12 protein-coding genes are annotated in these 12,465 nt (G+C 55.6%); 6 read left to right on the forward strand and 6 right to left on the reverse strand.

Going from position 1 to position 12,465, the window contains the following annotated elements:
• The first annotated feature begins 6 nt into the window (after positions 1 to 6).
• The 5 genes from OHL12_RS02490 to OHL12_RS02510 all read left to right on the forward strand — a co-directional run bounded on the left by OHL12_RS02490 (position 7) and on the right by OHL12_RS02510 (position 4,521).
• A complete protein-coding gene (locus OHL12_RS02490; protein WP_263412261.1) occupies positions 7 to 936 on the forward strand; it encodes a chromate resistance protein in 930 nt (309 codons plus the stop codon).
• A gap of 45 nt (positions 937 to 981) precedes the next feature.
• Positions 982 to 1,866, forward strand: a complete 885-nt coding sequence (locus OHL12_RS02495; RefSeq protein ID WP_399262158.1) for a DUF1259 domain-containing protein — start codon at positions 982 to 984, stop codon at positions 1,864 to 1,866.
• A gap of 6 nt (positions 1,867 to 1,872) precedes the next feature.
• A complete protein-coding gene (locus OHL12_RS02500; protein WP_263412263.1) occupies positions 1,873 to 3,033 on the forward strand; it encodes a chromate transporter in 1,161 nt (386 codons plus the stop codon).
• A 46-nt stretch (positions 3,034 to 3,079) separates the two neighbouring features.
• A complete protein-coding gene (locus tag OHL12_RS02505) occupies positions 3,080 to 4,108 on the forward strand; it encodes a DUF1259 domain-containing protein (protein WP_263412264.1) in 1,029 nt (342 codons plus the stop codon).
• A gap of 71 nt (positions 4,109 to 4,179) precedes the next feature.
• The gene (locus tag OHL12_RS02510) at positions 4,180 to 4,521 is read left to right on the forward strand and encodes a hypothetical protein (RefSeq protein ID WP_263412265.1); all 342 of its coding nucleotides are present in this window, start codon (positions 4,180 to 4,182) and stop codon (positions 4,519 to 4,521) included.
• A 176-nt stretch (positions 4,522 to 4,697) separates the two neighbouring features.
• On the opposite strand, the gene OHL12_RS02515 is transcribed toward OHL12_RS02510, so the two are convergent.
• The 3 genes from OHL12_RS02515 to OHL12_RS02525 all read right to left on the reverse strand — a co-directional run bounded on the left by OHL12_RS02515 (position 4,698) and on the right by OHL12_RS02525 (position 9,209).
• A complete protein-coding gene (locus tag OHL12_RS02515) occupies positions 4,698 to 6,986 on the reverse strand; it encodes a TonB-dependent receptor domain-containing protein (RefSeq protein ID WP_263412266.1) in 2,289 nt (762 codons plus the stop codon).
• Entirely contained in the window at positions 6,961 to 7,578 is a 618-nt protein-coding gene (locus OHL12_RS02520) for a carboxypeptidase-like regulatory domain-containing protein (protein ID WP_263412267.1), read from the reverse strand. Before OHL12_RS02520 ends, OHL12_RS02515 begins: the two co-directional genes overlap by 26 nt.
• 515 nt (positions 7,579 to 8,093) lie before the next feature.
• Positions 8,094 to 9,209 (reverse strand): hypothetical protein, encoded by a 1,116-nt coding sequence (locus OHL12_RS02525; RefSeq protein ID WP_263412268.1) that lies wholly within the window; start codon positions 9,207 to 9,209, stop codon positions 8,094 to 8,096.
• Positions 9,210 to 9,913: 704 nt separating this feature from the next.
• Between OHL12_RS02525 and OHL12_RS17360 the strand changes: the two genes are divergently transcribed.
• The gene (locus OHL12_RS17360; protein WP_399262161.1) at positions 9,914 to 10,273 is read left to right on the forward strand and encodes a winged helix-turn-helix transcriptional regulator; all 360 of its coding nucleotides are present in this window, start codon (positions 9,914 to 9,916) and stop codon (positions 10,271 to 10,273) included.
• A gap of 7 nt (positions 10,274 to 10,280) precedes the next feature.
• On the opposite strand, the gene OHL12_RS02530 is transcribed toward OHL12_RS17360, so the two are convergent.
• From OHL12_RS02530 to OHL12_RS02540, 3 genes are all read right to left on the reverse strand, one after another.
• Positions 10,281 to 10,862: a PIN domain-containing protein gene (locus OHL12_RS02530; protein WP_263412269.1), complete on the reverse strand. Its 582-nt coding sequence runs from the start codon at positions 10,860 to 10,862 to the stop codon at positions 10,281 to 10,283.
• Between the two features lie 3 nt (positions 10,863 to 10,865).
• Positions 10,866 to 11,315 carry a helix-turn-helix domain-containing protein gene (locus tag OHL12_RS02535; protein WP_263412270.1) on the reverse strand — a complete coding sequence of 150 codons (450 nt, stop codon included), beginning with the start codon at positions 11,313 to 11,315 and terminating at the stop codon, positions 10,866 to 10,868.
• A 735-nt stretch (positions 11,316 to 12,050) separates the two neighbouring features.
• Positions 12,051 to 12,449: a winged helix-turn-helix transcriptional regulator gene (locus tag OHL12_RS02540; RefSeq protein WP_263412271.1), complete on the reverse strand. Its 399-nt coding sequence runs from the start codon at positions 12,447 to 12,449 to the stop codon at positions 12,051 to 12,053.
• Between the last annotated feature and the right edge of the window lie 16 nt (positions 12,450 to 12,465).

The raw sequence follows: 12,465 nt of genomic DNA on the forward strand, positions 1-12,465 counted from the left end.
AATTCCATGAAGAAAATCAATGAGACAAACTCGGCGCCGTGGCTCCTGTTGATCTTCACCTTGCCCGGGAACAAGGCAAGCGCGAGGGTCGGCATCTGGAGAAAGCTGCAGCGATATGGAACGCTTCAGCTGCGAAACTCTGGCTACCTATTGCCAAATACGCCGACAAATCAGGAGCGCTTCGCTTGGCTGGCGACCTCAATTCGTGCTTCCAAGGGTGAGGCCTCGGTGCTTCAAGTCTACACCGTTGATTATCCTCCCGTAGACAAGCTTCACGATCTTTTCCGTGAAGAACGAAGACCCGATTACTCAGGATTAATCCAGGAGGTGCAAAAGCTTGACCCGTCAGGTCCGGGCTTTCCCAATCAACTTGCAAAGTTGAAACGGCGGTTCGATGAAATTAGCGAGATCGACTTCTTTCATTCTCCTCTGAGAGCCAACGCCGAAGAGGTTCTTTATAAGGCGGAACATCCGGTAGCCACCCAGGTGAAGGTGCCGAAAGGAAAGCTCTCAAAGGGGGCCTATCAGAAGCGTGCCTGGATTACGAGGCCTCGGCCTGGGATTGACCGCGTGTCCTCTGCGTGGCTCATCCAACGTTTCATTGATCCGAAAGCTACGTTCGTGTTTGGAAATGAACCGGCGAGCCACCCGAAAGCTGTCCCGTTCGACATGTATGAGTCTGGCGGCTTTGGCCACGAAGGAGAGAACTGCACTTTCGAGACTTTGTGCCTTCGCTTTGGAATTCGCGACAAAACAGTTCACCGCATTGGACAAGCTATCCACGATGCCGACTTCGATGACATCAAGTTTGGTCGGACAGAAGGCATCACCATCAACCAAGTTCTGAAGGGGTGGGCCAAGCAGGGCATCCCGGATGACGAACTGCTGCGCCGAGGAATGGACCTTATCGAAGGGCTCTATCACTCGATTGCATAGAAATAAGGGAGAACAATGAGAAACCAAATCGTATATTCCGTTGCGCTGTGTGCACTCGCCTGTTGCCTTACCTCTGCATGGGCTCAGGCTGATCCGAATGCGGCATGGAAGCCTGTGGACGCGGCACTCGGCCGGTCTGGTCAGATGCAGCCAGGAGATGTATACAAATTTGCCCTTCCGCGTAGGGACATGAAGGTTGTGAAAGATGGGGTGACCATCGCCCCCGGCCTCGCGCTGGGATCGTGGATTGCCTTCAAGAAAATGGGCAATGAAGCTATGGTCATGGGCGACCTCGTTCTTGCCGACGACGAGATTGAACCCGTCATGCTGAAGCTTCAGCAGAACGGCATCGAGCAGACATCGATCCATAATCATCTCTTGGGAGAAAGCCCTCGTGTGATCTACATGCACATCGCAGGGCATGGTGACCCGGTCGTATTAGCGCGTTCGCTTGCTTCCGCACTGGCTTTGACCAAGACACCCTTTCCCCCAGCCACGACTCCTCCCGCAGCCGCGCAACCAACGATTGATCTAAAAACGGCAGAGGTCGAGCAAGCCCTTGGCTATTCCGGTAAGGTCAATGGAGGCATACTGCAATTCTCTGTTCCTCGCATCGAGAAGATCAGCGATAACGGAATGGAAGTTCCCCCCGCCATGGGTACTGCGACTGCGATCAACTTCCAACCTACGGGAGAGGGTAAGGCTGCCATCGCAGGCGACTTCGTCCTGCTCACCGCCGAAGTCAATCCGGTCATTCGCGCTCTGAGGACGCACGGCATTGAGGTCGAGGCAGTGCACAATCACATGCTTTTCGATCAACCTCATCTCATTTTCATGCATTTCTGGGCGAATGATGACGCCGTCAAGCTGGCGCAGGGCCTTAGGGCCGCACTTAACGAAACCAGTTCGCAAAAGCCACAAATCAAATGAGGCCACATGGTCGATCGCGCCAAACTCGCAGATGAGCAGAAGGCGCCCCTTGGGGCCTTTGTGCTCTATTTCCTTCGCCTCGGCGCACTCGGATTTGGCGGGCCGATCGCGTTGGCCGGTCGGATGGAATCCGAGTTGGTTCAGGAGCGAGGTTGGATTCAGCGGGAGGACTATCTTGAAGGTCTCGCTTTCGCACAACTCGCCCCCGGACCGCTCGCTGCGCAACTCGCTATGTACCTCGGCTATGTGCGTGCAGGTGTGCTCGGTGCGACTGGGGTGGCTATCACCTTCATCGCGCCTTCGTTCCTTATGGTGCTAGCCATATCGGTGCTCTATGTGCGCTATGACGGCTTGAAGTGGATGCAGGCGCTTTTTTATGGAATCGGAGCGGCGGTCATCGGCATCATCCTCCGTTCGACTATCAAACTCGGAGGCGTCACTTTAAAGAGAGATCCATTGTTATGGGCAATCTTTCTTGTGTTGGCAGCTTCGACCGCCTATACGGGAAGAGAAATCGTCTGGCTCTTTCTTTTGGCGGGTATCGTTTCGCTCGGCGTAAAAACCACGTCTTCGCGCACTGGCTCTGTGGCGATCGCAATCTGGCCCGCGACGCTAGGGCTCTCGGAGCCAGCGAGCAAGCACTGGGCATTGTGCCTGTTCTTCCTCAAATCGAGCCTCTTCGTCTTCGGCAGCGGTCTAGCGATTGTGCCTTTCCTGCACGGCGGTGTCGTTGATTCTCACCATTGGCTCAACGAGCATCAGTTTCTAGATGCCATCGCAGTTGCGATGATTACTCCTGGTCCCGTCGTTATTACGGTTGCCTTCATTGGATACCTTGCCGACGGCCTGACCGGTGCTGTATTGGCCGGCTTGGGAGTGTTCCTGCCCGTCTATTTGATGGTTGTGATTGTTGCACCGTTCTACCGTCGGCTCTCCCGCAATGACGGAATCAAAGCCTTCGTAAGCGGGGTAACCGCCGCTGCCACCGGAGCGATTGCCGGCGCGGTCTACATTCTGGCGCGTCACTCTATAAAAGATGTTTGGACCGCTGCCATCGCGTGTCTCGCCTTCATCGTACTGTGGCGTTGGAAAGTGCCGGAACCTGTCATTGTGGCTGGCTCTGGAATCGTGGGGCTGCTCTTATATACCTCATTCGGAGGCAGGTGAAATGCACTCAAACACATCATTACTCGTTGTCGAGTTCACAGCGGACATGACGACAACAATCTCTCGTATTCAATCGGCCGGGTCCAACCGGATTTGTCAAAACACACCGGCTGCGCCTCAGACACGAGCGCATCGTCCGAAAAGACACTTCGACTGGCATCTGTCCGCTTCGCTACTTGCCGTTGGAGTGGCGACGCAGTTGATGGCCGAGGTCCCGAAGCAGGCCCGCGTGCTAATCGATCAAACCATAGGCAGTCCGGGAACATACATACCCGAAGAAGGAGTTTATAAGGTTGTATTGCCGGAAACCAAAGCCACGGTGGTGCAGGATTATCAAACACTTTCTCCCAACTTTGGGCTGAATTCCTGGGTTGCTTTTACACCTGCTGTCCATCATGAAGCCCTCCTTGTCGGTCAGATTCTCCTTCTCGAGGACGAAGTGAATCCCGTGATGACCGCTGCTCTGAGTGCCGGGTTGGAAATCACCGGACTTGCAGACTCATCCACTTTTGACGGACCTCGATTGAAAACCCTCGATGTAACAGGTGTCGGAACCTATCAGAGCCTCGCGTCAGCCTTTCGCAAGGCGCTCGATGAGATACGACATACCCGTGTTGACGTCATTCGCCGTGGGGGGAGCGTTGCGCCACCAATGCTCTCACTCGACAGTTCTATCGATTTTCATCCGCTGGATGCGGTTCTCTCGATGAAAGGTTCGATAAGCGAGGGTGTGTATAGGGCGGCGATCGGTCGACGGGCGCTTTCCCACGGTGAAACGATCGGAAGAGAGATGGGGATTACGAGCTGGATATCGCTCTCGGGCACCGATGAACGGGCATTCGCTCAGGGAGAGTTCGTCGCGACTTCGGGCGAACTTCAAAAGCTCCTAAGAGCAGTTTGTTCCAAGAATATGAAAATCGTTTCTATCCGAAACCATATGGTTGGTGAGCATCCTCAACTTATCTTCGTGCACTTCTGGGATCAAGGAAGAGCGATTGAAATCGTTAAGGCCGTACGATATGCCCTGAACGTTCAAGTAGGGATAACCACGGCCCCTTCCTTGGTTCGTGAATGAGCTCGGCAACAGGCAAGGGTGGTCGTACGGAAAAGTGCCTTGATTGTATTCGACGCGACGGAGCAACCGACATGACTCCCCGCAATAACCAAATGCAAGGCAACGATTTCGTGCAGAGCAATTTGTGCCATCGTCAGCTACGTTGTTTCGACTGCCATGAGGTCCATACCGACGCCGTCTCCAATCTGTTCGTCTCCGGGAAGAAGCTCCGCTTGTCCTGCCATACCAAAGAAAACGCTGCAGGACTGAAGGGCACCGCCTCCGAACATACCCATTACGCGGAAGGAAACGCCGGGAGCCAATACACCGCTTGCCCTATGCGGCGGATCGAACAGACGATCAAAGACAACTACGTCACGGCACACACATACCGGTTCATCACTCCAACAGAGACGGAACATTCAGGAATTTAGATTCCTGCACATCTTGCCATGCCGATAAAACCACCGAGTGGGCGAACAGTGAGTTGAGAAACTGGTCTTCCACCTTTCCTTGGCGCGTTGGACAATGAGGTCATCGACTCAACAAGCCAATTTCATTTGGACGATGGTGCTCTCAAGAACCTGTCGCCATGCTCAGGTCTTCGCCATCAAAACTCGTAATCCAAGGAGAATTGAATCCTCCGCGCAGTCAATGTTGAGATCGGGCGACCGAAGCCTGATTGCGATGAAACAGCAGAGCCGAACGCGCTGTTCAAGATGCCGACGTTCTCATGGTTCAGCAGGTTGAACGACTCCGCAACTACATCTAAGTGGCCCTTCCTGAAAGGGATCATCTTTAGGGCACGCAGATCGAAGTCGATGATCCCACTTCCACGAAGAGCATTCCGGCCATACCCGGCCGGCCGGAATGCAAAGGGGTAGATATGCTCGCGATTGCTGTCGAGACCGACGATAGGATCATCGCGAAATCCGGTTGAAATGCTCAGGATCGGAGCGAACTCGAAGCCTGTCAACAGACGCATAAGGCGGCCCGGGTTCTCGTTAGCCACAGCGTCTGCCGGATCGTTCAGGTCCGGCCCAATCAACCATAGTCCGCTCAACGTCAGACGGTGACGCTGATCCTGAAGTGACGGCCCATACTCTCCCCGGAGGTTATAAGGATTGTGGGGCTGCTCTGTGTCCGTCGAGGCATTGTCGAGGGTCTTCGAGAACGTGTATCCCACGAGTAATTGGAAGTCGTCAGTGAACTGCCGATTCAGGGTCACTGTCGCACCGTTGTAATTCGAATGTGCGGATGTTGCGAACGCGTGGATTGCGTCATACGCCGGATTCAGGCGAATCGGCGAGAACACCAGGTTTCCCAATTGTTGCGGGGTGGGAGAACTGACATCAAGAGCAGCGGCGTTCTGTGCGGTAAGAATCACCGGAGCCGCAAGGTTAGTGTTGATCGTTCGTCCAAGATGAACTCCGTTGACGAACTGATACTCAGCCTTGAGAGTTGTCTGAAGAGGAAGTGCATACTCGACACTCAGGGATGCCACTTCGCTGTAGGGATTTTGGAAACTTTGCGATGCTCTCCAAACGCTTGGTGCGACGGATGGCATCGGCAGGAGCGTCGATCCACTAGCCCGGTATGCAGACGTAGCCGCCGTATCCTCCACGATCTGGGTGAACCCATTGTGCCCGTCAAGTTCCAGGAGCCGGTTGACCGTTGAGACCAGAAAACGGTCCTCAAATATCCCAAATCCTGAGCGAATGACCAATGACTTTCGAGGCGTCCACGCGATCCCGACTCTGGGGCTGAGATTGAGTGCGTGCTGAGGCAAAGACGCGGGGAGGTAATTGTCTTTGTACCGAACACCGAAATCGACCGCCAAGTTTTGAGCCGGAGTCCAATGATCCTGCGCGTAAGCCTTCAACCGGTACTCCGTGAAGTTGACGTCTGGATTGGAGTAGAACGAGTGGATAAAGAAATCCGGGGCAGCAGCCGAGAATGCGTTCAAGCTGCTGAACACGAAAAGGCCGCGGCTCCCATCCGTGATGGCACTCCGCAGGGAGGTTCGGTCGAGACCTCCGCCCACCTGCACCATGTGTTTGTGGAGCTGCAGGATGGCAGTCTCTTCAAACTCGACATGCGTCTCAAACCGTCGGTTGTTTCCGGCATAGGGCGTCCCAAAGAGAGCGACGCCGGGTATGAGGACGCCCGGAAACTTAGTTGAGCCTGTACGTTCGACTGCGCGACGTTGAGACACCTCGAAACTCGCTTTGTTAAGGAATGACTTAGACAACGTTGAAGTCAGTGTTCCATTCAGGCTGTTATCCGCCGTGAACGCTGAACCACGCGCGCAGACATCGGCCAGCTCGTCCGTGTTGAACGCGTCAGAACCGTTACGGCTATTGGTGAAGGCATAGCGCAACATGCCCGACTGTTGATCGGTGAAGACACGATCGAGCCTTCCTGACAGCTCGGTCTCCTGATCGGTGGTCGGGAAAAGGGCGGTTTTAAGGATGAGTCCTTGTACCGGGCCCGGCTGCTGAAGAGCCGCGTTGATCTGACTCACGACTGTGGGCTTGAGATCGTTGGCATCCTCTCCGTGAGCGATCTCCTGTTCAGCGGCGACGTAGTAGAACGTCCTGTCCCGTTGAAGTGCACCACCTAACGCAACGCCTGCACGGAATCGATTCTCATCCGGCTTGTACGGGTAGATGCCCAGCGGAGGTGTGCCATTCAGAGCTCCGTTCTGCTCAAAGATGAATTCGTCCCCGTGGACTTGGTTTTGACCTTCTCGCGTCTGTACGTCGATGGAACCGCCAGCCCCTCCACCTGACTCGGCCGCAAATCCGTGGTTGACGATCTGGAAGTCGCTGATTGCCTCTGGGGACAGCTGCGTTCGGCTGCCGCCCGTGAATTCATCGTCGTTCCGGAACTCCGTCAAGATGGACGGAATTACTGGAGGGGCGCAGTCCTCCAAAGCCGAAGCCTCCGCTCGACTGTGCCAGGGATTGTTGCGAAAATACTGGATTCGAGGGTGTGGCTTGCGGCGACAGCAGGACGAAGGTCAGATAGTTCCGACTCGGGATCGGCAACTCTTCGACCCGATCCCGGTCGATATTGATCACGGACGATGTCTGCGAAGCGTCGAGCGGCGATTGCTCGGCGCTGACGTTTACTTGCTGTGTCGTGCCGGCGACCTTGAGCGTGAAGGTGAGTAGCGTGTTTCGTCCTACGGCGACCGATATGTCGGATTGCTGGGCTGAGGCAAATCCAGGCGCGGCAACCTGAACAGTGTATGTGCCGCTCGGCACGTCGATCAGCGAGAAGTCTCCCTGTGTTCCCGACGATTGCACCCGTTTGAAACCGTCTGCTCCCTGAAGGGACACAGTGGCACCGGCCACAAAACTATGATCCACGGTATAGACCTGACCTGAAACGGTTCCGCTCTGGCCAAGTTGAGCTGACGCAGGGACCGTGAGAGTGAAAACGACGCAAATAACTCGTTGAACAGCTGAAAAACGTAGAAAGGACATGGAATCTCCGGGTGAGCAAATACGTGGGTCCGCGCGATCAGTGCGCGGAAACGACGCTCCACGAGCGACAGCAAGGGCCGTCGCCAAGCAGAGTTGCGAACACCAGATCCATCAAATTCGGAGAGGAGGAGGAAACTGCGGAGGGATAAAGGCGATCTTCGAAAAGAGCCGGTCAATGATTCGAAACGTTTGCTCCCACCGTGGCAGCAGTGTTGTTATCCACGAAAGACGCCCGGACGATGCGGCAATGAGCCTGCATACTAGCAGGACAAGACAAAGAACTAGTACCAGGAAGAAGACGCCCATCTCCGTGTCATTGCCGAGGCCAGGTGCGTCCCAGCGGTCGAAGAACTCGAACAATGGGATGACGAACGCTGCCAGAAGCAGCATCATCGTTCCGAATTGCATAAGGCGACGCACTCTCAGATTGTACGAGGTGGAAGACTCAGTCCGAGGTGCCCGTTCAACAGGTCGGAATCGTATATCGCAGATTTGACAGCGGCTCTAAAGCCGGTTCAGTCTTCTGAATCAACGTTCTTTTTCGCGGGGCTTGACGCGATCGGTCCAGATTCCTCTCTGACCTTTGCCAAAAGAAAATCTCTCAGGGCGGGAGTTTTCGCGGCCTCATCGCTCATGACGATCCGCCACTCATCCCCTCGCCGCGCAAACGCCATCCCGTACAGAGCCATCATCTCGCAGAGCAAATCGTATATCGGTGCAAACACTTCGAGTGAATCCCACCCAAACTCGGAGAGCCAAAGTTCCTGCAACACTCTTTCCAATCGGGAGATCAGTTCCGCAATAGGGGGATTCTTTGTCAACAACTGTCGAGCGCCCGGGGCTTGCTCCATTCCGTGCATCTCCAACCCGTGAAGGTGCCCGAGCAGGTAACCTGCGCAAATGAAGGTGTCGCCAAAGACCTGTTGGATTTCTCGAAAGGTTTCCGCCGCATTCCCTCCATCCCGGAATCGCTCAATCCACTTCTGGGAAGAAGAGAGACTCTGTTGGAGCGCTACGCAGAATGCCCGGTCGAAGTCCTCCATCGCCTCGGCCCGAAACTGCGCCGAGGACCGGCAGGCCGCGTATTCACTCCAGACATCCAGCGACTTGATGAAGGACTGGCGGGAGCGATCTCCGCAGTCAAGCGCATGACCGTATACATCAGGAAAGGTCTTGTAGAGGAGCCCTTCATGTTCGACGTGCGCCGCTTCGTGGGCGATACACCCGCAAGCCAGCGCCTGCTCTTCGGGCTTTGTAGATAAAGTCATCAGACCGAGTCCAGGTCGCAGAACGATGTGAAAGCGGAACTCGTCTCCACGCTGTACAGCAACCGTCCGAGCAAGTTCCATTGTCTCGGGTTGCTCGGTCATCTCAAGAGGGATGGCTCCGGCGGGCAAATCCTGCAAATCGCAAGCAGCCTTCCGTGCGTCGCTCGTAACGGTGACGCCATCGAGAGAGCGCAAGTCCATACCCGACAGTGCAAGCGCATACAGCGACTGCTCGATCGAGGATGCGATTGCATCCCGAATGTCCGATGAGTCATAGCAATCGATTGATATGGTGCACTTCGGGGGGAGCGGAAGGCTTCCTTCTTCATGATGGTGAAAATCTAGGAGGTAGTTACCGCCCATCCTCAAGCCTCGCAACTGTCCGCGTAAAAGCGTATCGGAAGAGGATGTCGCTCGCGCGGATAAAACTCGGGAATTCGATACGTGTTGCGGATCGATCGAGTCTTGCCTGTATCTGTCCCGAGATCAACGGAGGCCCATCCAACTCATTCGGGGAAGAAACGTCTGCGGTGCGCCCCCGCAAACTGCCCTATAAACCCGTGATCGGGGAGTTGGAAAACCGAACAGAGTACGGTTCCTGAGACCTTTAGCTTTAGGGGCCTGGACATACGTCTCAGGCTCCCCGACCGCAAAGGCAAGGGAATCCATCGCGCTCATAAGCGCGATTTACTCTGTTAGGGGTTTCCACACCCCAGGACGGCGCGTGACCGTCCCGACTCCATCATCGAACATCCCATTGGAGTTGGCAATTCGATCGGGACGCCGAAGTAAAACCCACTCCCTCAGCGCCTGCCAGTTTTCTACTTCTAAGGGTTTAGTCCCCGTTGTGTCTTACTGAACTTTCACCCGCTATACGTGTGTTTCATCGAATCGGGGAGGTTTGGGAACTTCGAATGTTCCGCGGCACTGCAACCGGTTTTCATGGCGCGAACGTCTCTGTCAGTAGGGCAACGGATCTGCAGATTAGTTTTTATGCACCCAAAGACTTGCCCAGTGATGAAGGGCGACGACACCTGAAAGACAGGGTCATACGCCGAGGGCCACGCATGAGCCACACTCCAGAGGATTACTGCCGCTCGTGTACCGATACCGTTCACCTCGTCCAAGGCAAATGGAAGATCCACATCCTTTGCGCTATACGGACCGGTCCCGTCCGCCTAGGGCAACTGAGGCGCGAACTTCGGCACGCCTCAAAGAAAGTGCTGGCGGAGAATTTGCGGGAGTTGGAAGACGCTGGGTTAGTGCTTCGAAGGGATCTGGGCGGGTCAGTCCGCCATGTCGAATACGATTTCACCGAGGATATGCGGCCTCAGATTCACTCCATATTGGATCACCTTGCGGATTTTGGCGAAGCGCTCGGCTCATCCCGCCTAAATGCAACTAGCGCTGTTCGAACGAGAAGCTGATGTTTGGTCAGAGGTCGGACAATCCATCTCTGATATGCTCGCGCATCGCGTCCACGCTCTTGCACAGACCTTGCTGTCGAAGGTCATCAAGGTACTCGTCTCGATTTTTGGGTGGGTTTTTGAGACTAGCGCGGTGGGCTATTGCTGCTTCTAGGACGAGACCGGGGAAAGCCTCAAACAGGGCCAGAACAAAGTCATCCGGATGCTGGGCTTCGATGTCGAAAGCGGCAAGGACATCAGATGGAAAGTCCGCCAGGTTCAGCGTGACGATCAAGCTCGAATCGGAGTGAATTGCGGCGGCGAGGACGTGCCGATCGTCGCGATCCGACAGGCACAAGGTTTCAGTGTGGTGTTCGTATCCGAATACCATGGCATCCGGCAACGCTTGCTCCATCAGGCGCCGCGTGCGCTCCAACTTGTCGAGCGTGATGTCGGGTCGATTCTCAAGGAGATTGCACATCCATTCCTCATGCACTTCGGCAGACCAGTGGGCACGAAAGGTTCCCGTCAATGCCAGGTACATGAGGAAGTTCCGCAGCCCCGCAGGGTAGAGGACATTGGCGTCGAAGAAGGCCCCGAGTGTCGCCACGAATCAGATCCCGATCTCCTGGTCGTAAGCAACAAGTTCACTGAGAGCGGCAAGCCGCTCGGCGTGGGCTTTCCGTTTGTACGCCATGAGGGACTCGAAACGCACCCTGCGATGGGTGCCAACTTTGCGGTATTCGATCTTGCCTTCGTCCAACATTTGGATCAGGGAAGGGCGCGAGATGCTGAGCATGTCGGCTGCCTCCTGGGTCGTCAATTCGGCGTGGACCGGGATAACCGTGACCGTGTTTCCGCGTCCCATTTCGTCGAGGATTCCGACCAGCATCTTGAGGGCGGAAGCGGGGAGAACGACCGTCTCATCTTCGGGTGCTCCGACGACCCGGAGGCGAAGCGGGGTTTTCGAGCGAAGCCGGGAGGAGAGTAGACGGCTGGTTTCCTCGGCCTGCTTGGCCTCGGACGGCGTGGGTAAAATCTGGGTCAGAAGGGCTTCCGGCACGGTTTTAACCTCGTCTTATTATGGCTTCTATTCGTAGCAAACGCAACCAATCGAAGCATTCGCGGAGCGTTTTTGACCACAGCTCTGCCGCGTTGAAGCAGTGGTTTAGGGCAGAGGTCGTGGGTTTGGACCCACGGGTCCGATAAGGGTCCAATAACTGTTCCTTGCTGTTCCCAATAGCGCTAAAACGGGCCATCCGCTACGCATTGTTTCAGCTAGTTACAGTTTTCCGGTTCACTGTCACGGCAGAGGTCGCGGGTTCGAGCCCCGTCGTCCCCGCCACTAAGTCACTCGGAACGAGTAGGTTAGTGGCACCCCAGCAAGAAAGCCAAATACTTCAACATCACAGAACATCATCCACTTTTGAATGCCGGAAGTGTGCAAGCCGACGAGCTCTGTGACGTAAGCACGTTGGGCGGCGGGCCGGATGATCTTCTCCATCATCATGTTGGACCGCAGGGCTTCGTTCCGTTCGGGAGGAAGCTTCGAGCCTTACCGATGCTTCGAATGTGCGGCAGCAGGGAACCCGTGTTGGGAACTGGCTCATGAAGGAGCAGGCAAGGGGACTGCTTGCTGTTCCCGATCGCGCGGCCGTGAAGGGCTAGCGAAGGCTACGCGATTCTCTCCCTCCTTGTCGGCTACGCTCTGCGATCGCGATGAATGACATGATGGACGCCCGCGCTTCGGAAACAGAGAAGTATACCGTGGAGCAGCAGCACCCCTCCCCCGCGGTTTCTAGGCCATCAGCTTCGCTGTACTTGCCCGGTGGGCGAGAACTTTGCCGACGTTTGCCTCGATGTAGGAGGTGAGTGCCTGCATCCGCTCCGCGACTTCTTTGCCAAGTGGGGTTAGGCTGTACTCCACTTTGGGCGGTTTCGTCGGGTGAACCTTGCGCAACACGAACCCGTCTTCCTCCAGGGCCCGGAGAGTTTGGGCGAGCATCTTCTCGCTCACACCTCCGATAAGGTAAGCGAGTTCGCTGAAGCGATAGCAGCTTTCCTTGAGCAGGAGCACCAGCACGAGCGCCCCCCAGCGCGAAGTGACATCGTCCAGGATGTTGCGCGTCGGACAGTCGGCTGCAAACAGGTTTCCCTGACGTATGCGAACGGTCTTCATGCTCTTGGGCCACGGCATGGACAGAGCTTACCTC

Origin of the sequence: Terriglobus aquaticus (assembly GCF_025685415.1) — a bacterium.
GTDB lineage: Bacteria > Acidobacteriota > Terriglobia > Terriglobales > Acidobacteriaceae > Terriglobus > Terriglobus aquaticus.